Origin of the sequence: Aeromonas hydrophila subsp. hydrophila ATCC 7966 (assembly GCF_000014805.1) — a bacterium.
Classification (GTDB): Bacteria; Pseudomonadota; Gammaproteobacteria; order Enterobacterales; family Aeromonadaceae; genus Aeromonas; species Aeromonas hydrophila.
Map to the genome: position 1 here is coordinate 3,024,688 of NC_008570.1, position 26,932 is coordinate 3,051,619.

The following is a 26,932-nucleotide window of genomic DNA, read 5'->3' on the forward strand; positions in this document are numbered from 1 at the left end:
GGATTACTCCCTCCTGCCAATGAGGCTTCATTTAATGTCAGTTCTCCGCCCTCCAGCTGCAGACCGGCAAGCTCAACCGGCTCATCAACAGGAGTGATCGTGATAGTCAGTAAGGACTGTACTGAATCTGTACCATCTGTGACGGTATAACTCACCGCCGGGACAGGGCCGTCATAATTGGTGGCTGGCGTAAACTGATAGCTGCCATCTGCATTGACCAGCAGGGTACCGACCCCTGCCAGAGTGACGGGTGTGCCCAACGTCGTGTTGGCAACCCCACCCCAGCTAAATCCGGTGACAGTAGCAGCCTGAGGCCCATCATTATCGACGGTGTTGTCAAGCAAATTGCCCGATACCGCCGCATCCTCCGTCACCACGACGCTCTCACTCTGATCAGCAAGATCATTGACTGGCGTGATAGTGAGTTCCAAGGTGGATTGGACCGTATCGGTGCCATCGGTAACCGTGTATACGACAGGGGGAACAGCACCGTCGTAGTTGGGAGCCGGGGTGAATGTGAAGCTGCCATCGCCATTGACGACAAGCGTACCGATCCCGTCGATTGTCACACTGGTTCCGACAGCCACATTGGCGTTGCCTCCCCAGCTGAAGAGCAGAACCGACGCAGCTGACGGCCCATCGGTATTGACCGTGTTATCCAGCAAATTGCCATTCAATACACCGTCTTCCGCAACAACCAGCTGCTCGCCCTGATCCGTCAGTTCATTGACCAGCAACGGCTCTACTACTTGTTGTGTATCTACAACCGGCTCTGTCTGATATGTGGTGTCAAAGCCTGCGGCAGCAATGGTTGCATCACCAATACGGTCAATGGTGACAAAGCCACCATTGCCACTAGCACCGGCTACACCACCGATCCCGCCACCACCACCGGCGGCAGGTGCCCCCCCGGCAGCAGAAGCTTCAAAGTTTTGTGTCGGGTCTACCCCTTGCAGAATTGATTTTTGCAATGCAGCGATATCAGGAGAAGCCGCAGTACCCGCATCAGGGGCTTGAGGTTGACCAGGGGCTGGTGCGTCATGAGCGGGAGCATCTGGAGTAGCGGCGGCAGGAGAATCGTCATAGGGAGCCAATACCAGTTTGGCGTCATCTGCAATATTAAGCTTGGCTCCCAGCTGGAGGATCTCGCCTTTTTGCAATGGGCGGCTGCTTCCATCAGCCAGCACGATTTGAACATTGCCTTCAATGGAAGAAACCACAACCGTTTTGTCGATGATTTGAGTGCGCATATCCTGTGCTCCAACGTGACAGATCTCGATGTCTACACCATAGATGTCTGTACGCTTCGCATCCGTTGCAAAAATGTATTGGATTTGTTCCGTCTTGGCGGGATGCAATGTATTAAATCGAAGGGTCTTTTTTATAATGTCAAATCAATCACTTGATGGCGCCTCAAGCGAATCTCAAACAGAGAGGTGCCCTAAAAATACCTATTCTTATTCATCTTTAGAATAAAAAAAGGGCCCTTATGGGCCCTTTTGATTTGATAACGTTCAAGCCAGTGGGAATGCGGGATGCACAAAACCCTGATAACCATCGATATGCAACTTGGCAAGCAGCTCAACCTGATGTTGATCTTCAACCCGGGTCGCAATGGTTGTGACGCCTGCATTGTGAGCGGCGCGGCACACTGCTGCCAGGAAGGAGGTATCCGCCCCCGGCTCCATCACCTGACTGGTATAGCCATGATCAACTTTGACATAGGCTGGAGCCAGCTCTTCCAGATATCCCAGTGACTGGAAGTGACGTCCATAATGATCCACCCCCCACTGGAATCCATGTTCCTGCAAGGCCTTCACCAAGGCGGTGACATGATCTTTATGCTTCATGATGGCAGCTTCCGGGATTTCAAACAGCAGCCGTTCTTGCAGCTCAGCATGATCCGTCAGATAGCCAGTCAACCACGCTCTGAACTCATCGGAACACAGCGAGCCAGCGGTAATATTGACCGCCAAGACCAGATCCGCCTGTTGCTGGAGCAATGGAATAGAAGCTTCAAGTATCGCCTGATCGAATTCACCACCCAATTTGAACTGTTCGATGGCCGGCAAGAATTGACCGGCAAAATAATCGGTGCCATCACGAGAAATAGAGGCAAACAATTCCGCATGCAAACGAACACCGTTATCAAATCTGCAGGCAGGTTGCGCCTTGAAGCGCCACAAGTGCCGAGCGATGGCATCTTGTACCAGATCGCGCCAAGCCAGACGTCCCATCAGCCCTTGATCAACACCGCCCTCCATGACTACTGCGCCACGACGTTCATTACGCGCTTTGCCCAAGGCGTTGTCGGCCTTGGTCAGCAACGCTGACAAATCGTCATTGCCATCCCTGCCTGCAATACCGATAACGGAGAGTGCACCGCCCTCACCCATGGGGTTCACAACCAGGTCGGCAATGCGACTATTGATCACTTCCGCCAAATCTTTCAGCTGAGCCAGATCATCGGTAGGACACAGCAAGGCATATTCCGTGGCCGAAATCCGTGCCAGTGCCGACCCATCCCAGCCTTTCAGCTGCTCCTTCAGAGCCTGTGCTATCGACTTGACCATGTTGTCGCGAGCGGCAAACCCCTCCTCACGGTACAGGTCATCCAGCATATCGACAGCGACCAGCATGACGCCGCCTTGTCCCGCCTCGGCAATCCATGCGTTTACCTGACCCACGAAATAAGCCCGGTTGCCCAAGCCGGATACGGCGTCCACATAAACCCGCTCCCGCAATTTTTCAGCCTCATCAGCCTGTTCCTTGAACTGCAAGGCCAGCTTGCTGGAAAGCGTATTGATGGCCTGTACCACCTGTTTCAATTCATGGGTCTTGGGTTCAGGAATGGCATGGCCAAAGTGGTGCAGCTCGATCTCCACCGCCTGTTCACAGATCTGCTTGAGCGGCTTGAGCAAATAGTTGAGCGCGCGCATCAACAAAATGGTGGTGATGAGAAAACCTATCAGAAACCAGCTCGCCAGTTCGCTCATACCACGCCACAGCTCGTAGTAGGCTTGCCCGGGGTGACCAACAACCTTCAATTTGCCCAGTTGCAACCAGCCAGAGGTCAGAATCGATTCGTTGGATACTTCCGGAAACAGGCCCAAATTAATGAACCACTGCGGCACCCCCTGAATATTGTTGGTATTTTCCTGCTCAATGACATCCTTGGAAGCCAACAAATCCAGACGGACCAAGCGATAATATCCCCCATCAAATATCGCCTGGATGACGGATTCAGCCCCCACCTTGTCACCATTTTCCAGATAAGGTGTCAACGCCAATCCCAGGGATGTGGCGGTGTTGATGACGGTGGTTTCCTGCTGCTGCGCCAGATAGGTACGAGTCGAGTTGAATTGCACCCAATAGGTGGCTGCAAACAACAACCCGAACAGGATCAACATGGTGGCCAGTAATTGTCTGTAGAGCGTCATAGGTTAATCATCCAAATTCAACACAGGCTGAGCCAATCGCCCCGAAGTCATGCGATTGCGTAAATCATTCCATAATCCCAGGCGTGAGGACTGTCCAGCCAGTTCCCCTTGACCACGCGCCTTCATCAACCACAAGTGACTACCGTTAAAGCTGTATATCGGCATCAGATCCCGGCGCTGGCTGGCCGGCCGGATCGACCCAATCAAGTTATCCAAAATCACGGGGACTGAGGATGGCGTGTCATAGTAAGCAACCACCATATGAAACTGGTTGTAATCCAGTGCCTTGACATAGACCATCCGCATTTTTTCATCCGGCACCCCCAATTCCAGCAGGGTAAAGTACTTTGAAATGCTGAAGTCTTCACAATCACCACCCGCCGCGCCTAAAAATTCCAACGGGGTCGCCCAATAGTCTTTTTTGCGCCACAACTTGATGTCGTCGATAAAACGCATCTGGTTGAAAAACTGGTTTACCTTCTCCAGTTTCTGGCGGTCCGTCAGACCGGCGGCACGATTCTGCATGACCAACGTGCGCCAAGTCGTGACTCGTTTGCCGGCTCTGACACCGTACGTTTCCTGTGCCCGCTGTACCAGTTTGAGATCTTCAGGGGTAAGAGGCTGGCTGGCAGAAAGCAGCAAAGGTAGAGAAACCAACAGCAGCCAGAGTGACCAGCGCAACCAGCGCGCGCGCAAAAACGGAGCCAAACCGAAGCTTGACGCCATGTCGACACTGCCTGCCCGATACTGCTCAGTCACATGCATCTTCAAAAGATCCACTGGCTGTTACAACGCTGGCCAGAAGTGGCCGTCAGAGACAAGGGATGGCGGCAGCCCGGCTGCAGCCATCCCTTTCACTCGCATCAAACCTGATGCGTACTCCATTACTGTTTAGCTTGCCAATCGGCCGGCTGCTTCACATTAAACGCATTGAGCAGACTGCCAGTGGCATTGAGGATCCGATAATCCGCCAACAAGGAGTCGTACTCGGCCGTGATGTAGCTGCGACGGGCCTCAAACAGTTCGTTCTCGGTGTTCAGTACGTCCAGCAAGGTACGCTGGCCCAATCCGAACTGCTTCTTGTAGGCCTGTACGGTGTCATAGCTGGCATCCACGTGCTCTTTCAGGAAGGTCTTCTGTTTGGTCAAAGACTCTTTGGCGTTCCAGGCCAGGCGGGTTCCCTCTTCAACCTGACGGAAAGCATTCATATGAATATCTTTCGCCTGGGAATAGAGAGCGGACGTCGCCTTGCTCTGCGCCAGATCGGAACCACCACGGAACAGGTTGTAACGCATGCGCACCATGGCAGTCAGATCGTCATTGCGTCCTTTTACTGCATCAATGTCCTCATTCCAGTTCTGATCCACTTCAAACGTGACATTGGGATAAAAACCGGACTTGGAGCCTTCATGCTGATACTTGGCGGCTTCGATATCCTGCAAGGATGACAGCAAGGTCGGATGCACTTCGGTCGCAGTCTTCAATGCAGCATCCAGGCTGCTCGGAATGAGCTGAGCATCCGGCACCGGCTGTACCAAATCTTTTGGCATCTCGTTGACTACCCGGATGAACTCGCTCTCGGCATCCCGGTAGTTGTTTTCGGCAGCCGCCTGATTGGCATAGGCTCTGGCGACACGACCATCAATTTGGGTCTGGTCTGCCGTGGATCCCAAGCCTGAATCGGTCCGCTTGCTGATGTCGCTGCGGATCTGCTCGTGAGTTTCCAGGTTCTGTTTGGACAGTTCCAAAATCTCCTGCTGACGCAGCATGTTGAGGTAAACCTCAGCCACGCGCAGAGCGGTATTCTCCGCCTCGGAGATCATGGCCAGACGCTGAGCATTGGCTTCGGCATCGGTACGAGCCACGTTGCTGCTGACGTTGAAACCATCAAACAGCATCTGGCGCAGGCTGATACCGGCCTCTTTACGGGTCATGGAATCATCGATGGTGGTCGAGTTCGCGCCGGCCGCACGAGTTGACGGGCTGTCAGTCTTCTCATAGCCGACACCGCCACGCAGATCGATGGTGGGATAGTAACCACCTTTGGCTCCATCATGCTGATACAGTCGCGCCTGATAGAGATCAAAAGCTTCCTTGATTTTGGGATGGGTAGCCAGTGACTGTGCCACTGACTGTTCCAGTGTTTGGGCCTGGGTAAGGCCCGGGAACAGCACGGCGCCACTTACTAACATGGCAACAATCGTCTTCTTCATGGTATCTCCAGTCATGTTGTTTTTAGATTGTTGGCTTATCGTTCTCTCAGTGCCGACTGCTTTGCCCGTAAAATCGGCTTAAGCAAATAGTCTAGGACACTTTTTTTACCAGTAATAATATCTGCACTGGCTAACATACCGGGGATGATGGGAAGTGCGTTAAGCTCATCGCCCAAGTAACTTTTCTCGGTGCGTACTCGTACCAGGTAAAAGGAGTTGCCATCTTCATCCTGGATCGAGTCGGCACTTATCTGTTCAACCTTGCCATGTAATCCTCCATAAATTGTGAAGTCATAGGCAGTAATCTTGACCACGGCCTCCAGCCCTGGCCGCAAGAACGCGATATCTTTGGGCGACACTTTGGCCTCGACCAGCAGAGTGTCTTCCAGTGGAACAATTTCCATCAGATCCATGCCGGGTTGCACCACACCACCCAGCGTGTTGATTTTGAGCTTCTTGATGGTGCCCTTGAGCGGCGCAATGACGCTGGTGCGATCCACCCGATCCCGCAGCCCAACCTGGCCTTCGGACAGCTGGCTCAATTTGCCTTGCCGTTCATTGAGCTCGGTCTGTGAATCGGCCCGGAATTTCAAGGCAATGTCGTTGCGCTTGGAGATGGTCTCTCGCAACACGGAATCGAGCTTGGGAATAAGCAGCCGGTTGCTCTCCAATTCCCCCTGCATCTCGTTGACCTGCCGTTCCAGCTTGATCAGTTCGACCTGAGGTACTATCCCCTCCTTGGCCAAGGGGCGGCTGATATTGAGCTCCTGCCGCGCCAGATCCACGCTACGCGCCACTGTCCTGATCTTGGCGTTGAGCTCTATGGTCTCCTGCTCTTTCTGTTCAATCTGTTGCCCCAGAATATAGAGCTGATTGTTCAAGTTGTTGAGACGCTCATCCTGAACTGATTTTTCTCGAGCCGCATATTCGGCAAAGACGTTTTCGAAACCATCAGGGAAATCGATGGGTTGCTTGTCGACCACGACCTGTTCGCGCCACCCCAGATTGGGGCCGGTCTTGACCACTACGCTCTGGATTTCGGAACGCAGCCTGGCAATATCCCCCTTGAGAGTCACCAGCTCCTGCTCCCGTTCACGAAAATCGGAACGGAAGCGAGTATCATCGATGCGCAAGAGCGGCTGCCCTTTTTCAACGATGTCACCCTCTTTGACGAAGATCTCCTTGACGATCCCCCCCTCCAGATTCTGGATCACCTGCAATTGGCGGGAAGGAATAACCTTCCCTTGTCCAACGGTGACCTCATCGAGCTCGGCCCAGGCGGCCCAGACGATGGCGCTCATGAAAAACAGGAAGCATGCCCACAGCAATGCCCTGGCTCGAGTCGGGGTACTCAGCAGTACCGCAGCCGCACCGTCATCGACGAATTCAAGGTGCTCCGGTGCTGGCAGTACGGTATCGGATGGTGCCTTCTTGAACAGGCCAAATTTAGCCATTGGACGCCTCCTGCACACGCACCTTGCCCTCTTTCAACTGTTGCAGCACAACCTCTTTGGGCCCATCGGCCACCACCTGCCCCTGTTCAACCACGATGACCCGTGAAGCGACATCGAGCATGGAGGTTTTGTGAGTGATCAGGATCAGGGTCGTCTCCGGCCCCAATCGTGCCAGCTCATGCTTGACCTGCATCTCGGACTGGTTATCCATGTTGGAGGTAGGTTCGTCCATCACCAGAATGGGGGGGTCGTTGAGCAAGGCTCGCGCCAGCAGAATAGCCTGGCGCTGACCACCCGAGAGCTGACGGCCTCCTTCGCCGATCTGCCGGTCCAGCCCGTTGGGATCCCGATTGGTAAAATTGGTGACGCCGGCCCGTTTGGCAGCACGCATGACCCGCACATCGTCCACCAGCGGATTGCCCAGCATGATGTTGTCGCGCACCGAGCCAAAAAACAGGGTCACGTCCTGCGGGACACAACCTATGTTGCGCCGGATCACCGAGGCTGGCAGCTGATCCAGCTCGAACCCATCGAGTCGCACCGAGCCATCGGTAGGCCGATACAAGCCCATCAAGATCTTCTCGAGCGTGGTTTTGCCCGCCCCGATCCGGCCTATGATGGCCACCTTCTCGCCCGGCTCGATCCGCAGATTGATGTTGTGCAGGGTGCTGGTTTCCATTCCCGGGTACTTGAACGAGACATTGTCAAACTCGATCCGACCGGAGATCACGGGATGGTGGATGTACTGCTTGCCCTCTTCCTGCTCACCCGGTGTCACCATGATTTTTTCCAGGATTTCCAGTGCGGACTTGGCCTGGTTGTAGCGGGTGGAGAGCACCGACAACTGCACCATGGGCGCAATGGCGCGGCTTGACAGCATGACGGCGGCAATCATGCCCCCCATGGTGACCAACCCTTCCGAAATCTGATAAACACCGACAATCACCAGCGCCACCGTCACCACCTGCTGGATGTAACTGGCCAGCGAGGACATTGAGTTGGTGATGCGGCGGGTCTGCACGCCCCAGGTCGAGATATGGGAGACGGCCTGCTCCCAGCGATGCTGGAACATGCTCTCGGCCCCGAAAATCTTGACGGTCTCAAGACCTGAAATGCTCTCGATCAGGTTGGCGTTCTTCTGGGAAGCAAGCCGCGATCCCTCTTCGATGGACTGCTTGAGCGGCGCCTGAATATAGAAGCTGTAAATGATGAGGATCAGCATGGCGACGATCGGCACCACGACCATGACCCCGGCGAAAATCCAGATGATGAACAGGAAAAAAACCGCGAACGGCAGGTCGATGAGGGTAGAGACGGTGGCGGAGGTAAAAAACTCCCGCACCGATTCAAACTCCTGCAGATGTTTGGCAAACGCACCTGTCGAGGCCGGCCGCGACTCCATCCGCATGCCCATTACCTTGGCGAAGATCTTGGCCGACAACAGCACATCCGATTTTTTACCGGCAATGTCGATGAAGTAGCTGCGCAGCTGACGCATCACGAAATCGAAGGTGAACACCACCATGGCCCCGACCGCAAGCACCCAAAGGGAATCGAATGCCAGATTGGGCACTATCTTGTCGTAGACGTTCATGGTGAACAGCGGGCTGGCGATGGCAAACAGGTTGATCAGGATGGACGCGATCAGTACGTCACGATAGATGCCACGGGATTCAAACAGAGTGCTCCAGAACCAGTGCCCGTCACGGGTCTCCAGCACCTTGGGGGAGCGCTCATCAAATTTGAACTGCTTTTTGACAAAAAACAGTCTTCCCAGATACTCATCACCCAGCTGGGCTGCATTGAGCCACTGGGCCGCATCTCCCGCCTGAGGAAAGATGACCTTGCCCTGGCTTCTGTCTTCATTCCACTCCAGCAGAATGCAGGCGCCACCATTGCGCATCTGCAGCACGCAAGGCAGCAACAAGGGGGAGATTTCGGCAAGCGGCTGGATCACTTCCCGGGCCGACAGTCCGCCCCGCTCGGCGGCACGGCCAAACAGATTGGGCGTCAGCAGACCGGACACCAGTGGCAAACCGGTCGTAAGGGCATCCTTGCTGTTGGGCACCCCATAAAAGCGGGTCAGAAAGACCAGGCACTCCAACAACTCGTCAATACGGTTAGTTTCTGCTTGCATAGCATCCTGTCACTGCATGATTGGGCCGGCTCTATCGCCACACCGATATTCAAGCTTCACGGGCGCAGTTTGGCGCAGACGATCCCGTGACATAAAGAACAGAGCTCCCCGAGAAGGGATCAACAGCCTGATACACATTAAGCACAGGTACATGACACTGAATGTCATTGGCAGACCTGATAGGCATTACACCCAAAGGCGAGACGGGCAGTTTGGTGGCGGATCGCGACACAAGATGGCGCTATATCCGATATATCCCGTCCAAATTGGAAATAATACAAGCTTATTGATAATGATATCTTTTTCAAGCCAAGTACTATATCAAGACAATTTTACCGAAACTATACCGCAAAGACTGAATTTCATCTAATAACTCACTGTTTTTTTGATGAAATCTGATTACCTAGCCGATATTGCCGGAAAGCGAAAAAGGGCGCCCCAGCGCATGACCCTGGGCGCCGGAGCGGGCCAGTTCACTAGCAATGTCAGCCATGGCTGTCCAGCGATTCTCGCACCAGGCTGGCGCCAACAGAGTCGGACGGCGTGCCGACGCCGAGATGCGGTGGTATACCACCTCGGGCGGCGTGTGCTGGATCATGGCAACCGCCGCTTCCACATACTGCGCCAGGCTCGGCACCTCCAGCCGACCCGCCTGCCACGCCTTGCCAAGGGTGCTTCCCTCTACCACGTGCAGCGGGTGCAACTTTATCCCCTCCACGCCCGTCTCCACGATGCGCTGCAGCGTATTCAGGCTGTCCATGGCGACTTCACCAGGCAGACCGACGATCAGGTGGGCGCACACCTTGATGCCGCGCTGATGGGCCCTGGCCACAGCGTCAGCATAGGCGGCATAGCCATGACCCCGGTTGATGCGCTGCAGCGTCTTGTCGTTGGCGCTCTGCAACCCCAGCTCCAACCACACCTCGTAACCCCGGGCCTGATAACCGGCCAGCAGGTCCAATACCGCATCCGGCACGCAATCTGGGCGCGTCCCTACACACAAGCCCACCATGTCGCTCACCGACAGCGCCTCTTCATACATGCGCTGCAGGTACTCCACCTCGGCATAGGTGCTGGTATAGGCCTGAAAGTAGGCGAGATAACGTTTGGCCCGGGTCACTTCATCCCGGCGAGCCAGCAGTTGCTGCACCACCGAAAGCTGCTGGGCCGACTCGTCGGCAAAGGAAGATACATTGCAAAAGGTGCAGCCGCCACGGCCCAGCGTGCCGTCCCGGTTCGGGCAGGTGAAGGCACCGTGAATGGAGAGCTTGTGGATCTTCTGGCCATGGCGTTGCTTGAGATCCTGGCCGAATGTATTGACGAGTTCGTGTAACTGCATGACACCTCCAGTAAAGGGGCGTCATTGTACGAGCTTGACCGCGCGCAGCGCTGCGCTGGATCAAGGGAGGATAGGGTCGGGAAAACATATAAATATTCACCAATAGCTGGATAAATATCAGAAAATGGGTAGTTATCGACGCTTTCGAGACTCATCCCCAATTTGGCTAAGGCTCAACTCCACCACAAAACCATCTTCTAACAGTTTGTTGAATAATGAAAATTTTCTCATAGACTGTGGTTTTGCAAATGCAAGTCACCTGCTTCGTTATTGTGATCTCGGCCATTCACTTGTCGAGTGGATTGGTAAAATTACTACAAATCCTTGCCCCCATTGAGTCAACCAGCAAAGCCCAATATGGCAATACAAAATTCCACAAAAACAAAAATAACCAGAGCAATCGCCAGTTAATACCCCATGCAGACCCGCACCCCGACATTTTGTTATGGGTTTGTGATAATGAAAACAGCCGGGATGTCCAATTGACCTTGCCGAAAAATCCCATTAGTTTGGAGGTTCGCCACCTCAGGCGGACGGAACCACAAGAGCCAATCGCAATTTATGCAGTCTGTTGATGACAGTGCGATGCAAGGCCGAGCAAGGGAGAAATGCAATGTCACTATATGATCCAAAGCTGGAGAGGGATAACTGTGGCTTCGGCCTGTTGGCCCACATGGAAGGTGAAGCCAGCCACAAGCTTGTCCGTCTCGCGATGTCAGCATTGGCTCGCATGCAGCACCGTGGCGGCATCTCTGCCGACGGCAAGACCGGCGACGGCTGCGGTCTGTTGCTGCAAAAACCCGACAGCTTCTTCAGAGCTGTCGCCGAAGAGAAGGGATGGCACCTGGGCCGCAATTACGCGGTCGGCATGCTGTTTCTCAACCCCGATCCCGTCTTGGCGCAAGCCACTCGCGACATCATCGACGAAGAGCTGGAGAAGGAGACCCTGAGTCTGGTCGGTTGGCGCAAGGTGCCTATCGATACCAATGTACTCGGCCCGATCGCCAAGGCCTCCCTGCCCAGCATCGAACAGGTTTTTGTCAACGCCCCGCCCGGCTGGGTCGGCAAAGATCTCGAGCGCCGCCTCTATATCGTGCGCCGCCGCATCGAGAAACGCATCAGCGACGACTACTTCTACGTGGTCAGCCTCTCCAACCTGGTCACCGTCTATAAAGGACTGTGCATGCCGGTGGACTTGCCGCGTTTTTATCTGGATTTGGCCGACATTCGCATGCAGGCGGCCATCTGCGTATTCCACCAGCGTTTCTCCACCAACACCAGCCCGCGCTGGCCGCTGGCGCAGCCGTTCCGCTACCTCGCCCACAACGGCGAGATCAACACCATCGCGGGCAACCGCCAGTGGGCCAAGGCGCGCAGCTACAAGTTTGCCACCCCGCTGATCCCCGATCTGCAAGAGGCCGCCCCCTTCGTCAACACTACGGGGTCGGACTCCTCCAGCCTCGACAACATGCTGGATCTGTTCCTGGCCGGCGGCATGGACCTGTTCCGCGCCATGCGCCTGTTGATCCCGCCTGCGTGGCAGAAGCACCCGAACATGGATGACGACCTGCGCGCCTTCTACGACTTCAACTCCATGCACATGGAGCCCTGGGATGGCCCGGCCGGCATCGTCATGACCGACGGTCGCTACGCCACCTGCGCGCTCGACAGAAACGGCCTGCGTCCGGCCCGCTACGTCATCACCAAGGACAAGTTCATCACGCTGGCCTCTGAAGTGGGCACCTGGGACTACACCCCGGACGAAGTGCTGGAGAAGGGCCGGGTCGGCCCGGGCGAGCTGTTCGTGGTCGATACCAGCAACGGCAAGATCTGGACCAGCTTCGAGATCGATGACGATCTCAAGAGCCGTCACACCTACAAACAGTGGATGGACAAGCACTGCAAGCGGCTGGTGCCGTTTGAGCAGATGGATGACGCCAGCACAGGCGCCCGCGAGTTCTCCGACGATCAACTGAAAACCTATCAGAAGCTGTTCGGCTACTCCTATGAGGAGCTGGATCAGATCATCCGGGTACTGGGTGAAAACGGCCAGGAAGCGGTGGGTTCCATGGGAGATGACACTCCGATGGCGGTGCTCTCCTCCAGCCAGCGCACCCTGTACGACTACTTCCGCCAGATGTTCGCCCAGGTCACCAACCCGCCCATCGATCCGCTGCGGGAAAACCACGTCATGTCGCTGGCCACCTGTATCGGCCGCGAGCAGAACGTGTTCAACGAGACCTTCGGCCACGCCCACCGGGTGCTGTTCCAGTCGCCGATCCTGCTCTACTCCGACTTCCACCAGCTGCTGGCGCTGGAAGGGGAGCACTATCGCCATCAGGTGATCAGCCTCAACTTCAAGCCCGAAGAGGGCCTGGAAGCGGCCATCCTGCGCATCTGTGAAGAGGCCAAGGCTGCCGCCAAGGCCGGTACCGTGCTGCTGATCCTCTCGGATCGGGACGTCAGTGCCAACACCCTGCCCATCCCGGCCGCCATGGCGGTGGGGGCGGTGCAGCGTACCCTGGTGGACAACAACCTGCGCTGCGACGCCAACATCCTGGTGGAGACCGCCAGCGTGCGCGACCCGCACCACTTCTCGGTGTTGCTGGGCTTTGGCGCCACCGCCATCTACCCCTACCTCGCCTACGAGACGCTCGCCAAGCAGGTAGAAGAGGGCGTGCTCAAGATGAGCCTGCGCCAGGCCATGCTCAACTACCGCAACGGCATCAACAAGGGGCTCTACAAGGTGATGTCCAAGATGGGCATCAGCACGGTGGCCAGCTACCGCTGCTCCCAGCTGTTTGAAGCGGTGGGCCTCTCCAAAGCCGTGGTCGAGATGTGTTTTCGCGGCGTATCGAGCCGCATCCAGGGCGCCGATTTTGCCGACATCCAGCAGGATCAGTTCAATCTGGCCCGTCAGGCCTGGCTGGCCCGCAAGGCCCTCACTCAGGGCGGCCTGCTAAAATTCGTCCACGGCGGCGAGTACCACACCTACAACCCGGACGTGGTGCAGACCCTGCAGACCGCGGTGCGCTCCGGCAATTATGCCGATTACAAGGAGTACGCCCGCCTGGTGAACGAACGGCCGGTCGCCACCCTGCGCGATCTGCTCACCCTGAAGAAGGTCGACAACCCGGTGGCACTGGAGCAGGTAGAGCCGGCAGCCAAGCTGTTCCCCCGCTTCGACTCTGCCGCCATGTCCATCGGCGCGCTGGGCCCGGAAGCCCACGAAGCGCTGGCGGTGGCTATGAACCGGCTCGGCGGCCAGAGCAACTCGGGTGAAGGCGGCGAGGATCCCAAGCGCTTCGGCACCGAGAAGAATTCGCGCATCAAGCAGGTGGCCTCGGGGCGCTTTGGCGTCACCCCCCACTACCTGATGAACGCCGACGTGGTGCAGATCAAGGTGGCCCAGGGTGCCAAGCCCGGTGAAGGGGGCCAGCTGCCCGGTGACAAGGTGACGGCCCAAATCGCCAAGCTGCGTTACTCGGTGCCCGGCGTGACCCTGATCTCGCCGCCACCCCACCACGACATCTACTCCATCGAGGATCTGGCCCAGCTCATCTTCGACATCAAGCAGATCAACCCAAGCTGCCTGGTGTCGGTGAAACTGGTGTCCGAGCCCGGCGTTGGTACCATCGCCTGCGGCGTGGCCAAGGCCTATGCGGACTTCATCACCGTCTCCGGCTACGACGGCGGCACCGGCGCGAGCCCCCTCACCTCGGTCAAATACGCCGGCTCTCCCTGGGAGCTGGGGCTGGCCGAGACCCAGCAGGCACTGGTCGCCAACGGCCTGCGCCACAAGGTGCGGCTGCAGGTGGACGGTGGCCTCAAGACGGGTCTGGACATCATCAAGGCGGCCATTCTCGGCGCCGAGAGCTTCGGTTTTGGCACCGGCCCCATGGTGGCGCTCGGCTGCAAATACCTGCGGATCTGCCACCTGAACAACTGCGCCACCGGCGTCGCCACCCAGGATGAGAAGCTGCGCCGCGAGCACTTCACCGGCCTGCCGGAGATGGTGATGAACTACTTCAAGTTCATCGCCGAGGAGACCCGCGAGCTGATGGCCCAGCTGGGCGTCACCCAGCTGACCGACCTCATCGGTCGCACCGACCTGCTGGAAGCGCTGCCCGGCCTCACCGCCCGTCAGGCCAAGCTGGATCTCTCCGGCATTCTGGCCAGCCCGGTGGCACCGGCAGGCTCCAGCCTGTTCAGCCAGCAGCACAACCCCACCTTCGACAAGGGGCCTTTGAACCTCAAGATGGTGGAAGATCTGCTGGAGGCGGTGGAAAACATGAGCGGCGGCGAGTTTCGCTACGACATCCGCAACACCGACCGCTCGGTGGGGGCGCGTCTGTCCGGCGAGATCGTCAAGCGCCATGGCAACCAGGGGATGGCGGCCGATCCGGTGCGGGTTCACTTCAACGGTACCGCCGGCCAGAGCTTCGGCGTCTGGAACGCGGGTGGCCTTGAGATGATCCTCACGGGGGATGCCAACGACTACGTGGGCAAGGGGATGACCGGCGGCAAGCTGGTGATCAAACCCCACGTCGGCGTGGCATTCAAATCCCACGAGGCGGCCATCATCGGCAACACCTGCCTCTACGGCGCCACCGGCGGCAAACTTTACGCTGCGGGTACCGCCGGCGAGCGCTTCGCGGTGCGCAACTCAGGGGCGCTGGCGGTAGTCGAGGGGATCGGTGACAACGGTTGTGAATACATGACCGGCGGCATCGTCACCGTGCTCGGCACCACAGGCGTCAACTTCGCGGCGGGCATGACCGGCGGCTTTGCCTACGTGCTCGACGAGTGCGGCAACTTTGCCAAGCGCACCAACCCCGAGCTGGTAGAACTGCTGGACGTGGCGGATCTTGCCATCCATCAGGAGCACCTGCGCGGCATCATAACGGCGCACCTCAACGAAACCGGCAGCTCGCGCGCCGAGGAGATCCTGGCCAACTTCGACTCCTATGTGCCCAAGTTCAGGCTGATCAAACCCAAGTCCAGCGACGTCAAATCGCTGCTTGGCCACACCAGCCGTTCCAGTGCAGAACTCAGAATCCAGGCGCAATAAGGAGGGAACCCTATGAGCCAGAACGTATTTCAGTTTATCGACGTGCAGCGGGTCGACCCGCCCAAGAAGCCGCTCAAGATCCGCAAGATCCAGTTCGTGGAAATCTACGAGTCCTTCAACCAGGCCCAGGTCGGCATGCAGGCGGATCGCTGCCTCGACTGCGGCAACCCTTACTGCGAGTGGAAGTGCCCGGTGCACAACTACATCCCCAACTGGCTGAAGCTGGCCAACGAGGGGCGCATTCTGGAGGCGGTGGAGCTCTCCCACCAGACCAACAGCCTGCCGGAGGTGTGTGGCCGAGTCTGTCCGCAAGACAGACTGTGTGAGGGTGCCTGCACCCTCAACGATCGCTTCGGCGCCGTCACCATCGGCAACATTGAAAAATACATCACCGATAAGGCGTTCGAGATGGGCTGGAAGCCCGATCTCTCCAAGGTGGTCAAGACCGGCAAGCGGGTCGCCGTCATCGGCGCCGGCCCGGCGGGTCTCGCCTGCGCCGACGTGCTGGCTCGGGGCGGCGTCACCCCGGTGGTGTTCGACAAGTATCCGGAGATCGGCGGTCTGCTCACCTTTGGCATCCCCTCCTTCAAGCTGGAAAAAGAGGTAATGCAGCGTCGCCGCGAGATCTTCGAGGGAATGGGGGTGGAGTTTCGCCTCGAGACCGAGGTGGGCCGCGATGTCACCTTCGCCGACCTGCTCGGCGAGTTCGATGCGATCTTCCTCGGGGTCGGCACCTACAAGTACATGAAGGGCGGCTTTGCCAACGAGGAGGCACCGGGAGTCTACGACGCCCTGCCCTACCTCATCGCCAACGCCAACCGGTTGCTGGGCTTTGAGAAGGCGCAAGCCGATTACATCGACTTCGCCGGCAAGCAGGTGGTGGTGCTCGGCGGCGGTGATACCGCCATGGACTGCGTGCGTACCGCCATCCGTCAGGGGGCCGACAAGGTCATCTGCGCCTATCGCCGCGACGAGGAGAACATGCCGGGCTCCAAGCGGGAGGTGAAGAATGCCCGCGAGGAGGGGGTTGAATTCATGTTCAACCTGCAGCCGGTCGGCGTCGAGCTCGATGCCCAGGGCCGCACCTGCGGCATCAAGGTGGTGAGCACCGAGCTCGGCGCCCCCGATGCCAATGGCCGCCGCAACCCGGTGGTTGTGACAGGCTCCGAGCAGGTGCTGGCTGCCGATGCGGTGGTGATGGCGTTCGGCTTCCAGCCCAATCCCCAACCCTGGATGGCGGAACACGGCATCGAGCTTGACGGCCGGGATCGCATCAAGGCCTCGGAGCAGGCCGAACATGCCTTCCAGACCAGCAACCCCAAGGTGTTCGCCGGTGGCGACGCGGTACGTGGCTCCGATCTGGTGGTGACCGCCATCTATGAGGGGCGCAAAGCGGCCGAAGGGATCATGGACTATCTGGCCGTGTGATCTGCCGTCGTAACCAAACTGCCATGCAAACAGCCCCGCTCGTGCGGGGCTGTTTTTTTATATCGCTCTCAATCAGCCAGAACCGGCTAGATGCTCCAACTCTCCGGCAGCCGCTCGGTGAGGGTGGAGATGTATTCGAAGGTACGCGCCCGCTTGGGGGTAGTGAACATCTGGCGCGCACTGCCCGCCTCCACCACCTCTCCCGCCTCCAGAAAGATCACCTGCTGGGCGATCTGGGCCGCCAGGCGCAAGTCATGGGTGGCGATCAACATGGTGGTGCCCTCATTGGCCAACTGGCGCAGCACCGCCACAACCTCCTGGGCAAGCTCGGGATCCAGCGCCGAGGTGGGCTCGTCACAGAGCAATACCTTGGGGGCCGGCGCCAGTGCCCGGGCAATGGCCACCCGCTGCTGCTGACCGCCGGAGAGGGTGGCAGGCACCGCCTGGGCCTTGTGCCTGAGCCCCACCTTGTCGAGCAGTTGCAGGGCGCGCGCCGCCGCCCGCTCCCTGGGCCACTTCAACACGGTCACCAACCCTTCCATCACGTTCTCCAGCACCGTCATGTGCGGGAACAGCTGGAAATTCTGGAACACCATGCCGGTCTGCTGGCGCAGGGCCAGCACGCTTTGCCGTGACAGATGCCGGGTAAAGTCGAGCTCGCTGCCCCCCAGCATCAGCTGGCCCGCATCGGGCCGCTCCAGCAGGTTCACGCAGCGCAGCAAGGTACTCTTGCCGCTGCCGGAGGGGCCGATCAGGGCGGTGACGCTGCCTGCGGCCATCGCCAGCCCTACCCCTTTCAACACTCGCTGCCCCGCAAACTGTTTCTCGATGCCACTCAAGCGGATCATAGGGCGACCTCCCCGGTCTCTTTGTGAGCCAGTCGCTGCTCCAGCTTGTCTTGCAGGGTGGAGAGTACCGAGCTGAACAACAGGTAGATGAGGGCCGTCTCGACATAGAGGATGAGCGGCTCATAGGTGACGGAGGCGAGTCGCTGGGCCGCCTGAAACAGCTCAGGCACGGTCACCGCCGCCGCCAGCGAAGTGTCCTTGACCAAGGAGATGAAGGTGTTGGAGAGCGGCGGCACCGCGATGCGCGCCGCCTGCGGCAGGATCACCCGCCACATCACCTGGGGCCAGTTCATGCCAATCGAATAGGCCGCCTCCCACTGCCCTTTCGGGATCGCCGCCAGGGTGGCTCGGATGATCTCCGAGCTGTAGGCACCGATGTTGAGGGTGAAACCGATGACGGCGGCGGTGAAGGCATCCAGCACTATGCCCGCACTCGGCAGACCGTAAAAGATCAGAAACAGCTGCACCAGCAGCGGGGTGCCCCGAATAAGCCAGACATAGAAACGGACCAGCATCACCAACGGGGCCGGACCATATAATCTGGCCAGCGCCACCGACAAGCCGAGCACGATTCCCAGCACGAAGGTAATCAGGGTCAGCGGCACGGTAAAAATAAGCCCCGCACTGAGCAGGGGCCAAAAAGAGTCGATCATTAACTGCAACCAGGCCGGCACGTTAATATCCTCAGTTGTTATTATGTTGCCGCGATATTATTGCGAGACGTCGGTTCCGAAATATTTCTGCGATATTTTCTGATATGCGCCATCCTGCTTGGCATTGCGCAGCGCCTGATTGATGGCGGCCAGCAACTCGGGTTGTCCCTTGGCGAGCAGGGCCCCCGATTGATCCCCCTTGGCCTCGGTGGCCGCCACCTTCAATTTGGCGTCCGGCTTCTGTTTCTTGAAGTCGAGGAACGAGAGGCTGTCGTTGAGGGTGGCATCCACCCGCCCGGTCAGCACCAGTTCGAGGGACTGGTTGAATCCCTCGGTGGCCACCACCTCGGCGCCCGATGCTTTCGCCAGCTGGGCGAAGTTGCTGGTCAGCGACTGGGAGGATTTCTTGCCCTTCAGATCGGCAAAACTCTTGATGCTGTGGTTGTCGCTGTGCACCACGATCACCGCTTTGGAGGTGATGTAGGGGTCTGAAAAGTCATACTTTTTCAGCCGCTCAGGGGTGATGGCCACTTCGTTGAGCACCAGGTCGTAGCGCTTGGCGTCCACCCCGGCGATGAGCCCGTCCCACTTGCCCTCGACGAACTGCGGCTTCACGCCGAGACCGCTTGCAATCAGCTCGCCGATCTCCACGTCAAAGCCCACCAGCTTGCCGCTCTTGTCGTGATAGGTGAAGGGAGGATAGGCCCCTTCGGTACCGATCTTGATCACCCCGGCCCGCTGGATCTCGGCCAGGCTTGACTGTGCCTGTACCGATGTCATCAGTGCCAGCGGAAGTGCCGCCATCAAAAACAGGGAGTGCCGTTTTTTCATTATTCACCTCGTTATATTTATGAACATCCAGAACGCTTGCCAACCACCACAAAATAAAACCAGCCGGTTATCATGTTTAAATTAATTGTCGGCTGAGAGAACTTTCATAATTCTTGCCGGCGGTATGGATGAAACATAACGTGGCTCATGGCATGACCCAACCATGAAATACGGGGATATTTATCGAAATAATGGATAACGAAAAAATAGTGGCCGGACTGGCCGAGGAATAGCCCCGCTGGCGGCGCTCCGCCAGCGGAAACCATGTCAGGCGGGTTGCGACTCCCGCGGGATGCTGGTGACCCAGTGACGACGCCAGTGCGGCGCCTCGTAGAGATCGGGCCAGAATTCGGTCTGATGGCAGATGGTATTGCCACGCACCGTGTGGAAGGTGATGGCGCGCGCCTCGACTTCACCGTCGGTGATCACCACTTCGGTCACCACCTCCCGCCCCTGCTCCAGCAGGCGGACGATGTCAAAATCCCAGGGCCCGGCCGCCGGGTAGCGCCGATTGATCTCGACGAAGTTGGCCCGCCCCTCGATCCGCTCCCCCGACTGGGGCCAGTCACAGAGGAAGTCATCGCTCAGCCACTTGGAGGCCTTGACGAAATCGTTGCTCTGCATGGCCTGCCAATAGGCCTCCACCACTGCTTTTGGTTCCATGGTCTTGTTTTCCATGCCTGTCCCCTACAACCGCACCACCAGCCACTCCCCCTTGCCCACCGGCACCAGCGAGGTCGCAAACGCCGGATCCTGCTCCACCTGTGCCATCCACTCGGCCAGCTCCTCCCGATGGGAGATGGCATTGTCCACCACCAGCAGACCCCGGGGGGCCAGCAGGCGCTGGATCTCGGGCCACCAGGCCTGGTAGTGCTGGCGATCGGAGTCGAGGAAGATAAGCGGATAAGCGGCCGTCGGCAGGGTGGGCAGCAGCGTACCTGCTTCCCCTGCCAACTGCTCAATCCAGGGGTCGAGCCCGGCCCGCTGAAAGTTGGCGGCCGCCATGGCCCGTTTACCCTCGTCCAGCTCGATGGTGGTGACCCGGCCCCCCAGCCGTTTTACTGCCTCGGTCAGCCAGAGGGTGGAGTAACCGTTGGAGGTGCCGATCTCCAGCACCGCATCGGCCCCCCTCGTCTGTACCAGCACCGCCAGCAGCTCGCCGGTATCGCGGGTAATGTTGAGCATCTTGCTGCCACGGGACTGTTGCGCGCCGTCATTCTGCTCGCCAAACAGCTCCAACTCCCGTTTCAGTTGTTCCAGTGCCATGTCTCCTCCTTGACGGTGTAAACGAGTCGGCCCGGTGCATGGCATGGCTGGACCGCCCCTCATGTTCATCATTTTGCTGCCGGCCCGCTCGGTGGCGTATCCCCCAGCAGATAGCGGGGACCCTCGCCCTGCCGGGCGGCCTGATCATCCGGATTGTAAAGTGCGCAGTGCTCCAGCGAGAGGCAACCGCAACCAATGCAGGCGCCAAGCTTCTCCTGGAGCTGCTGCAGAGCGGTGATGCGCCGATCGAGCAGGCTCTGCCACTGGCTGGCAATGCCGTCCCAGTCGCGACGATCCGGGGTGCGCCCCTCGGGCAGACCGGCCAGGGCCTCCCCTATTTCGCCCAGACTCAACCCCATGCCCTGCGCCACCCGGATGAAGGCGATACGGCGCAGCACATCCTGCGGATAGAGCCGCTGGCCCCCCTCGCTGCGCACACTGCCAATCAGCCCCTTCTGCTCGTAGAAGCGCAGGGCGCTGGCCTTGACGCCCGAGCGTTTGGCTATCTGGCCGATGGCCAGCCATTTGCGTTCCATCGCCACGCTTGACCTCAAGTTAGCTTTAACTTGCACAATCCTGTCTCCCCTTATGAAAGGAGTCAAATGATTATGCATGATCTTCATCATCTGCTCGATGCCAATCGAGCCTTTGCCCTCAATGGACGCGGCACCACCAACCACTGCCCGATGGCATTGCACGCCCTGCACGAGATGGGCGCCAATCCCCGCCAGCTGCAGCAGTTCTTCGCACACTGGCAGGCCAACCATGCCCTGCCGGGGGGTGAACAACAGCAGGGGGATGAGGAGGAGCTGCAGTTTGTCCGGCTGCGTCAGCAGTTGGCAACACGGCTGGCCGACGAGGGGTGGCTGCCCACCTTTGCCACCCTGCTGGAACAGGGTCTTTCACCGGCCGGCGGCGCCTTCCATCCACTGATCCGCCTTGCCTGCGCGCTGGAAAATGGCCATCTGGGAGAGCAGGCCGCCGCACTGGCCGCCTGGCAGTGCCGACCCTTGCAGGTGCCGGCCGGGCAGCGGGCGCCGGTGCAGGATATCGACGCTCTGCTGAGCGCGCTGGCCCGGCAGTGGGAAGGCGCATGCTGGCAAGGCGAGTGGATCACCAAACGACTGCGGCAGGTGACGGATGCGCCGACCTGGGCAACCGGGTTGCCGAGCGGGGTCGCGTCATCATCGGATCTGCTGGTGCAGCTGGCCGACGCGGCCCTCGCCCTCTACTGGCAGACCGGCAATTTTACCGTGCTGCACATGGTGACCGGCAGCCGCGCCGCCGCCATCGTCGCCAGCCACCTGCCAACGCCATGGCAAGCGCGCTGGCAGACCCTGATGTGGCAGGCGGTGGCGGCCGCCTATGTCACGGTCGGCGCGCCGTCACTGCAGACGCCGGTCTGGCCCGATACCGGCAAGCTGTCGTGGCAAAACGTGCTGGCCCGGGCAGTGGCGAGCCTCGACGATCATGTGATCAAGCTGGTGCATTGCTGCTGGCGAGAGGGGCTCGCCAGGCCTTTGCTGGCAGACCGTTATCTGGCGGTGGCCGCCCGCGCGGCAGGGCTGCTGGCGCCGCTCACCGGGCCGGATGCCATCTAGGTCGTACGCAGGGGCCGCCCTAGGAGGCGGGCAGCCGGGTGAAGTGAATGACGGGGCAGCGGGGAGCCACGCCCCGGGTCAGGGTCAGCGGCTGGGCGCGGTAGCTCAGTTGGTAGCGGCCAGGGCGGGAGAGATCATAGGCCAGGGTCAGATCCGCGTCGGCCTGGCTCTGCTGACCGGCCCCCAGCAAGAAGAAATCCTCGGCGCCCGGGTTGCCCCGCTTGGCCAGCGGGCCCTTGTAGGGTATCGGCCGATCATCGAGGGTGAGATCGATGGCATCGGCAAACCAGCCTTCAAACGGCGTGAACCAGCTCAGCACCTCGAGTGGCCCCTCTCCCCGGTTGGTCAGGGTCATCACCAGCGGCAGTGGCTCGTTGACCCGGCTTTGTGTCTTGACCGACAGATCGCACTGCAGGGGGGCCAGCGCCAGGGTGGTGAGCAAGAGTGTCATCATGGTCGCTCCTTCCTATGACAAACGACATGGACAAGAAGGGGCCTTGCGGCCCCCGGTCGGCAAATCAGTTTTCGCTCGGCGTATTCTCGGCGAAGTACTCATGGTTGTCGGCGTTGTTGAGCGCCTTGACCGGATCCGTCTTCGCCAGATTGCGGGCATTGGCCTGACCGTAACCCAGATCGTCGGTGCCCGCCACCACGTTGAAGTGGCTCAGCTCGTGGACGATGGTGCCGGCACGGGAGTCGGTCCCGCTGACCGGTGCGGTCCAGAAGCTCTTGCACAGGTAGACCTTGTAGGGCTGATCCGGATAGACATAGGCAAAGTAGCTCTGCTTGCAACCGCAGTCGAAGGTGAGCGGCTTGTTGTCGATGGCATCCTTGATCTTGCTGAAGTGGGTCTCGGCCTGATCCCAGCGCGATGCATCATAGGCGCCAAACCAGCTGCGATAACGCTGGCCTTCCGGCTTGTCCACCGCCAGGTAGCTACTGGAGTTGTTGGTGATGCCGCTGGCGGCATCGAGCGCCGCCAGGATGTCGCTCTTCTGGGTGTTGGTGCAGCGGCCGCTGAAGCTAACCGAGGCGGTCACCGCCTGCGGCTCGGCCAGGGGGGCCGCCTTGGCCAGCACCCGCTCGTCACTCACCCCGTCCACCCACAGGGTCACCGCATTGGATTCGCTCGCCTGGGCCTGCTTGGCCTTGGCGGCTTTCGCCTCTTGCGGCAACGTCGGCAGCAGGTAGCGGATGCTGTACTGGCCCTGGGCACTCATGTCGTAGAGACCGGAGACCTCGGCCTGCACCGTCAGGCTCTGGCCAGCCTTGAGCAGCTGGAAGTCCTTGTCGGTCGGGGCTGCCCGCTTGATCAAGGCCCCCTCGTAGCTGACCGGCTGGCCGTCCCGCTCCACCAGGAACAGGGGGGCATCTTCGCTGCCCGGCAGTTGCCATTTGAGCAGGCGAACCGGCTTGTCCCCGCTGTTGGTCAGGGTCAGGTTGACGCGCACGTCGTCACTGTTGCCATCCACCAGGGTGAGCTGGGCGTCGAGCCCTGCGGCGCAGAGCGGGGAGGCCAGCACGCCGGCCAGCAACAGGGCAATGGGAGTCGCTTTCATCATGTTTCCTCATTCATTGAGTGTCGCCTTGTCAGGCGGTTTGCTTCCTTCAAGGCCCTCTTTGGGGCCCACTCACCCTAGAGCAGTTTTTTTCCGCGACCATCCCACCATATGGGGGACGCCCCCCAGGATAGGGGGAATGCCCAATGTCCCCGCTTGCTGCGACAAGAGTCGCGGTGCCCTCCCCCTTTCCCCTGCCTGCCACCCCGCCCCGCGCCTATAAAAAACCCCGGCACCGGGCCGGGGTATCAGACAGATGGAGCACTCCCTGTTCAGGGGCCTACCAGCAGCGCCAGCGCTGGCTGCGCGTTGCCCGGCACCAGCCGGTAAGCCTTGTGGTGCTTGACCAGGGTGGTTTTCTTGTTGCCCTGGCTCAGCAGCAGGCGGTGGGCAAAGGCCGCCCGTGCCAGCCGGGCCTCGTCGCCGCGCACATAGAGGGTGAGCGGCTTCACCAGCTCGCCGGCCTCGATGTGGCCCTGATACTCGCTGGCGCTGATGATGAGGCTAGGCTGACCGCCCGATTGCAGGCGCAGCTTGGCGCTCACCTCGCTGTCGGTAATCACTAACCAACCCTCGGCCGCGAGCTCGGCCAACAGGGCGGCCAGCCGGCTGCCGAGCCCGGTCGGCTCGGCCATGGCCCGCTCATACTGGCTCATGATCCGCTCAAGCAGTCCCTTGAGATCGGCGCCGGCCCCCAGGGTGCGACCAAGCTGCACCCAATCCTTCAAATCCTCCATCACCAGCCGGGAGAAGCGCTTCTCCTTGAGGGAGTCGGCCATCCAGGTGCAGAGAAAATGGCTCTCTTGCGCCGGGGTACGCTTGCCAGCCTTCTGCTCGGCGGTGCGGGCCAGTTCGGCCAGACTCTGGCTGGCCATCTCGAACAGGGCCTGATTGTAGGTAGGAGCGGTCATAAGCAATCCTTGAGTTGACTACCAGGAGTCAACACCGATGACAGAGATGGCAAAGGCGCCAGTGGCGCCTTTGCGGTTCAATAGAGCGGCCTGCGCGCCTTATTTCGGCTGGCGCGGCTTCTTGGCGGCAGCCAGGCGCTTGAGGCGCTGGCCCTGCAGCTTGGCCTCGGCCATGGCCTGGGCGGCGGCGTTGTCTTCCCGCTGCGGGCGCTTGCCGAAGCGGCGACGCTCCTGCAGCTGCTTGATCAGCTCGTCGCGGCTGCTCACCTCGTAGCCCGGCACCATGATGCGGCGGATCTTCTGGCCGATCAGCGCCTCGATCTCCAGCAGGGTTCGCTCTTCTTCGCGGCTGACGAAGGAGATGGCCATGCCGCTCTTGCCGGCGCGGCCGGTACGGCCGATGCGGTGCACGTAGTCTTCCGCCAGGAACGGCAGATCATAGTTGACCACGTACTCGAGATCCGGAATGTCCAGGCCACGGGCGGCCACTTCGGTGGCCACCAGCACCCGCAGCTTGCCTTCGGTGAACTCGCGCAGGGCGCGGCGACGGCTGCCCTGAGCCTTGTCGCCGTGCACCACGGCCGACTTGATACCGTCGAGGTTCAGCTCGGCCACCAGCTCGTCGCAGCTCTCGCGGGTACTGGCAAACACCAGCACCTGCGGCCAGTTCTGCTTGCCGATGAGCTCGGAGAGCAGCTCGCGCTTGCGCTTCTGCTCCACCGGATAGACGGTGTGGCTGACGGTATCGGCGGTGGAGTTCTGCTTGTTGACGCTCACTATCTGGGGCTTGTCCAGCATCAGGTTGGCCAGCTTCTTCACCGCCTCGGAGAAGGTGGCGGAGAACAGCAGGTTCTGACGGGTCTTGTTGACTGCTTGCAGGATCTGCTGCACATCGGCACTGAAGCCCATGTCGAGGATGCGGTCCGCTTCATCCAGCACCAGGCACTCGACACCGGAGAGGCTCAGGTTGCAGGCGGTGAGGTGCTCCAGCAGCCGGCCCGGGGTCGCCACTATGATGTGAGCGCCCGCTTTCAGTTTTCTGGCCTGCACATCCTGCTTGCCACCACCGTAGATGGTGAGGGTGGTGATATCCAGATGCTTGGCGAAGTCATTGATGTTGCTCGCCACCTGGGCCGCCAGCTCGCGGGTCGGGGTCAGGATCAGCACCCGGGCGTTGGAAGGCTGCACCGGTGCGGGGTTGTCCACCAGCCGCTGCAGGATGGGCAGGGCAAAGGCGGCGGTCTTGCCGGTACCGGTCTGGGCGCTGGCCAGCACGTCGCGACCGCGGCGGATGGCCGGGATCGCCTGCTGCTGCACAGGGGTCATCTCCTGATAACCGCACTCTGAGATGGCGCGCAAAATCTCGGGGGCAAAATCGAACGATTCAAATCTCATAATGGGTTCCTGTGTTCCAGCTGGACTGTGGCTGGCTTGGTTAGCTCGGCATGAGCGAAAAGTCGGTGCAGACCACCGACGGCTGTGCCTGACATCAAGTCAGAGAGTGGCCGGAAAATGGCGGGCGCGAAGTGTAACAGATAGATGGCGCAAATTCTGCCTCAAATACGCGCCCTTTTCATGGGGCCAGGGCCGCCTGGCTGGCAAGGCGAACACACCCCGCCAGCAGCCCTTCACGTCCGTACGGGAGTTCAGCCACCTAGACCATTCTGGGCCAGGAAGTCTCTTTGGAACAGGCACATGCGAATGGCGGTGCGGTATTGGCCATCGATGAAGAACTCCTCCTTGAGCTCCCCCTCCGGCTCGAAGCCCAGCTCCTGATAGATGTGGATCGCCCGGGCGTTGTCCCGATCGACGATGAGATAGAGCTTGTGCAGGTTGAGCACGTTGAAGCCGTACTTCATCGCCTTCAAGGTGGCGGTCTTGGCATAGCCCTTCCCCTGATGGGCGGGGGCGATGATGATCTGGAATTCGGCGCGGCGATGGATGCTGCGGATGTCCACCAGCTCCACCAGCCCCACGTTGTCCCCCGCCACCTCGAGGATGAAGCGGCGCTCGTGCTGATCGTGAATGTGCTTGTCATAGAGCTGGGCCAGCTCCATGTACGCCTCGTAAGGCTCCTCGAACCAGTAGCGCATGATGCTGGCGTTGTTGTTGAGTTGATGGACGAACTTGAGATCCTCGCGCTCGAGGGGGCGAAGGGTCAAGGTGTCATGGGATGACATA

21 protein-coding genes and 1 pseudogene are annotated in these 26,932 nt (G+C 59.5%); 4 read left to right on the top strand and 18 right to left on the bottom strand.

Features of this window, described 5'->3' with window-relative positions; genetic code table 11:
• Positions 1–155: 155 nt before the first annotated feature.
• Positions 156–1,187, bottom strand: a pseudogene (locus tag AHA_RS22045) (retention module-containing protein); the annotation flags it as partial.
• Between AHA_RS22045 and AHA_RS21900 the strand changes: the two are divergent.
• On the top strand, positions 1,083–1,406 hold the full coding sequence (locus tag AHA_RS21900) for a hypothetical protein (protein WP_237702011.1): 324 nt from the start codon (positions 1,083–1,085) through the stop codon (positions 1,404–1,406). The pseudogene AHA_RS22045 and the gene AHA_RS21900 overlap by 105 nt on opposite strands.
• Positions 1,407–1,514: 108 nt before the next feature.
• On the opposite strand, the gene AHA_RS13640 is transcribed toward AHA_RS21900, so the two are convergent.
• The 6 genes from AHA_RS13640 to AHA_RS13665 form a co-directional block, all read right to left on the bottom strand.
• Positions 1,515–3,440 (bottom strand): EAL domain-containing protein, encoded by a 1,926-nt coding sequence (locus AHA_RS13640; RefSeq protein WP_011706510.1) that lies wholly within the window; start codon positions 3,438–3,440, stop codon positions 1,515–1,517.
• A gap of 3 nt (positions 3,441–3,443) precedes the next feature.
• Positions 3,444–4,166, bottom strand: a complete 723-nt coding sequence (locus tag AHA_RS13645; protein ID WP_024945793.1) for a transglutaminase-like cysteine peptidase — start codon at positions 4,164–4,166, stop codon at positions 3,444–3,446.
• Between the two features lie 158 nt (positions 4,167–4,324).
• The gene (locus AHA_RS13650; protein ID WP_011706511.1) at positions 4,325–5,653 is read right to left on the bottom strand and encodes a TolC family outer membrane protein; all 1,329 of its coding nucleotides are present in this window, start codon (positions 5,651–5,653) and stop codon (positions 4,325–4,327) included.
• Between the two features lie 35 nt (positions 5,654–5,688).
• The gene (locus tag AHA_RS13655; protein ID WP_011706512.1) at positions 5,689–7,107 is read right to left on the bottom strand and encodes an HlyD family type I secretion periplasmic adaptor subunit; all 1,419 of its coding nucleotides are present in this window, start codon (positions 7,105–7,107) and stop codon (positions 5,689–5,691) included.
• Positions 7,100–9,244: a type I secretion system permease/ATPase gene (locus tag AHA_RS13660; RefSeq protein ID WP_011706513.1), complete on the bottom strand. Its 2,145-nt coding sequence runs from the start codon at positions 9,242–9,244 to the stop codon at positions 7,100–7,102. The genes AHA_RS13655 and AHA_RS13660 overlap by 8 nt, the downstream gene beginning before the upstream one ends.
• A gap of 403 nt (positions 9,245–9,647) precedes the next feature.
• Positions 9,648–10,583 (bottom strand): TIGR01212 family radical SAM protein, encoded by a 936-nt coding sequence (locus tag AHA_RS13665; protein WP_011706514.1) that lies wholly within the window; start codon positions 10,581–10,583, stop codon positions 9,648–9,650.
• A 613-nt stretch (positions 10,584–11,196) separates the two neighbouring features.
• Between AHA_RS13665 and gltB the strand changes: the two genes are divergently transcribed.
• The gene (gene gltB, locus AHA_RS13670; protein ID WP_011706515.1) at positions 11,197–15,654 is read left to right on the top strand and encodes a glutamate synthase large subunit; all 4,458 of its coding nucleotides are present in this window, start codon (positions 11,197–11,199) and stop codon (positions 15,652–15,654) included.
• Between the two features lie 12 nt (positions 15,655–15,666).
• Positions 15,667–17,082, top strand: coding sequence for an FAD-dependent oxidoreductase (locus tag AHA_RS13675; protein ID WP_011706516.1), 1,416 nt, complete (start codon positions 15,667–15,669; stop codon positions 17,080–17,082).
• 86 nt (positions 17,083–17,168) lie between these two features.
• Here the strand turns inward: AHA_RS13675 and AHA_RS13680 are convergent, their stop codons facing one another.
• From AHA_RS13680 to soxR, 6 genes are all read right to left on the bottom strand, one after another.
• Positions 17,169–17,930, bottom strand: a complete 762-nt coding sequence (locus tag AHA_RS13680) for an amino acid ABC transporter ATP-binding protein (protein ID WP_011706517.1) — start codon at positions 17,928–17,930, stop codon at positions 17,169–17,171.
• Positions 17,927–18,583 carry an amino acid ABC transporter permease gene (locus AHA_RS13685; protein WP_172583086.1) on the bottom strand — a complete coding sequence of 219 codons (657 nt, stop codon included), beginning with the start codon at positions 18,581–18,583 and terminating at the stop codon, positions 17,927–17,929. The genes AHA_RS13680 and AHA_RS13685 overlap by 4 nt, the downstream gene beginning before the upstream one ends.
• Positions 18,584–18,640: 57 nt before the next feature.
• A complete protein-coding gene (locus AHA_RS13690) occupies positions 18,641–19,414 on the bottom strand; it encodes an amino acid ABC transporter substrate-binding protein (protein ID WP_011706519.1) in 774 nt (257 codons plus the stop codon).
• A 267-nt stretch (positions 19,415–19,681) separates the two neighbouring features.
• Entirely contained in the window at positions 19,682–20,092 is a 411-nt protein-coding gene (locus AHA_RS13695; protein WP_011706520.1) for a nuclear transport factor 2 family protein, read from the bottom strand.
• A gap of 9 nt (positions 20,093–20,101) precedes the next feature.
• Positions 20,102–20,680, bottom strand: a complete 579-nt coding sequence (locus tag AHA_RS13700) for an O-methyltransferase (RefSeq protein WP_011706521.1) — start codon at positions 20,678–20,680, stop codon at positions 20,102–20,104.
• Positions 20,681–20,748: 68 nt separating this feature from the next.
• A complete protein-coding gene (gene soxR, locus AHA_RS13705) occupies positions 20,749–21,216 on the bottom strand; it encodes a redox-sensitive transcriptional activator SoxR (RefSeq protein WP_011706522.1) in 468 nt (155 codons plus the stop codon).
• Positions 21,217–21,282: 66 nt separating this feature from the next.
• Here soxR and AHA_RS13710 point away from each other — a divergent pair, with 66 nt between their 5' ends.
• Positions 21,283–22,281 carry a questin oxidase family protein gene (locus tag AHA_RS13710; protein ID WP_164927681.1) on the top strand — a complete coding sequence of 333 codons (999 nt, stop codon included), beginning with the start codon at positions 21,283–21,285 and terminating at the stop codon, positions 22,279–22,281.
• A gap of 19 nt (positions 22,282–22,300) precedes the next feature.
• On the opposite strand, the gene AHA_RS13715 is transcribed toward AHA_RS13710, so the two are convergent.
• From AHA_RS13715 to speG, 5 genes are all read right to left on the bottom strand, one after another.
• On the bottom strand, positions 22,301–22,735 hold the full coding sequence (locus AHA_RS13715; protein ID WP_162275724.1) for a protease: 435 nt from the start codon (positions 22,733–22,735) through the stop codon (positions 22,301–22,303).
• Between the two features lie 64 nt (positions 22,736–22,799).
• Entirely contained in the window at positions 22,800–23,843 is a 1,044-nt protein-coding gene (locus tag AHA_RS13720; RefSeq protein ID WP_039216042.1) for a M35 family metallo-endopeptidase, read from the bottom strand.
• A gap of 269 nt (positions 23,844–24,112) precedes the next feature.
• A complete protein-coding gene (locus AHA_RS13725) occupies positions 24,113–24,751 on the bottom strand; it encodes a DUF2913 family protein (protein WP_011706526.1) in 639 nt (212 codons plus the stop codon).
• A 99-nt stretch (positions 24,752–24,850) separates the two neighbouring features.
• Complete coding sequence (locus tag AHA_RS13730; protein WP_016351179.1) at positions 24,851–26,146, bottom strand: DEAD/DEAH box helicase; 1,296 nt, start codon at positions 26,144–26,146, stop codon at positions 24,851–24,853.
• 251 nt (positions 26,147–26,397) lie between these two features.
• Positions 26,398–26,931: a spermidine N1-acetyltransferase gene (gene speG / locus AHA_RS13735; RefSeq protein ID WP_011706528.1), complete on the bottom strand. Its 534-nt coding sequence runs from the start codon at positions 26,929–26,931 to the stop codon at positions 26,398–26,400.
• Position 26,932 lies beyond the last annotated feature (1 nt).

What these genes read in the sequence shown, in the direction of transcription:
- speG (WP_011706528.1), bottom strand. Translation starts at nt 26,931, where the DNA reads ATGTCATCCCATGACACCTTGACCCTTCGCCCCCTCGAGCGCGAGGAT.
- AHA_RS13685 (WP_172583086.1), bottom strand. Translation starts at nt 18,583, where the DNA reads ATGATCGACTCTTTTTGGCCCCTGCTCAGTGCGGGGCTTATTTTTACC.
- AHA_RS13715 (WP_162275724.1), bottom strand. Translation starts at nt 22,735, where the DNA reads ATGATGACACTCTTGCTCACCACCCTGGCGCTGGCCCCCCTGCAGTGC.
- AHA_RS13720 (WP_039216042.1), bottom strand. Translation starts at nt 23,843, where the DNA reads ATGATGAAAGCGACTCCCATTGCCCTGTTGCTGGCCGGCGTGCTGGCC.
- AHA_RS13655 (WP_011706512.1), bottom strand. Translation starts at nt 7,107, where the DNA reads ATGGCTAAATTTGGCCTGTTCAAGAAGGCACCATCCGATACCGTACTG.
- AHA_RS13730 (WP_016351179.1), bottom strand. Translation starts at nt 26,146, where the DNA reads ATGAGATTTGAATCGTTCGATTTTGCCCCCGAGATTTTGCGCGCCATC.
- gltB (WP_011706515.1), top strand. Translation starts at nt 11,197, where the DNA reads ATGTCACTATATGATCCAAAGCTGGAGAGGGATAACTGTGGCTTCGGC.
- AHA_RS13690 (WP_011706519.1), bottom strand. Translation starts at nt 19,414, where the DNA reads ATGAAAAAACGGCACTCCCTGTTTTTGATGGCGGCACTTCCGCTGGCA.
- AHA_RS13665 (WP_011706514.1), bottom strand. Translation starts at nt 10,583, where the DNA reads ATGCAGTTACACGAACTCGTCAATACATTCGGCCAGGATCTCAAGCAA.
- AHA_RS13725 (WP_011706526.1), bottom strand. Translation starts at nt 24,751, where the DNA reads ATGACCGCTCCTACCTACAATCAGGCCCTGTTCGAGATGGCCAGCCAG.
- AHA_RS13700 (WP_011706521.1), bottom strand. Translation starts at nt 20,680, where the DNA reads ATGGCACTGGAACAACTGAAACGGGAGTTGGAGCTGTTTGGCGAGCAG.
- soxR (WP_011706522.1), bottom strand. Translation starts at nt 21,216, where the DNA reads ATGGAACGCAAATGGCTGGCCATCGGCCAGATAGCCAAACGCTCGGGC.
- AHA_RS13675 (WP_011706516.1), top strand. Translation starts at nt 15,667, where the DNA reads ATGAGCCAGAACGTATTTCAGTTTATCGACGTGCAGCGGGTCGACCCG.
- AHA_RS13710 (WP_164927681.1), top strand. Translation starts at nt 21,283, where the DNA reads ATGATTATGCATGATCTTCATCATCTGCTCGATGCCAATCGAGCCTTT.
- AHA_RS13645 (WP_024945793.1), bottom strand. Translation starts at nt 4,166, where the DNA reads ATGGCGTCAAGCTTCGGTTTGGCTCCGTTTTTGCGCGCGCGCTGGTTG.
- AHA_RS13695 (WP_011706520.1), bottom strand. Translation starts at nt 20,092, where the DNA reads ATGGAAAACAAGACCATGGAACCAAAAGCAGTGGTGGAGGCCTATTGG.
- AHA_RS13680 (WP_011706517.1), bottom strand. Translation starts at nt 17,930, where the DNA reads ATGATCCGCTTGAGTGGCATCGAGAAACAGTTTGCGGGGCAGCGAGTG.
- AHA_RS13660 (WP_011706513.1), bottom strand. Translation starts at nt 9,244, where the DNA reads ATGCAAGCAGAAACTAACCGTATTGACGAGTTGTTGGAGTGCCTGGTC.
- AHA_RS13650 (WP_011706511.1), bottom strand. Translation starts at nt 5,653, where the DNA reads ATGAAGAAGACGATTGTTGCCATGTTAGTAAGTGGCGCCGTGCTGTTC.
- AHA_RS13640 (WP_011706510.1), bottom strand. Translation starts at nt 3,440, where the DNA reads ATGACGCTCTACAGACAATTACTGGCCACCATGTTGATCCTGTTCGGG.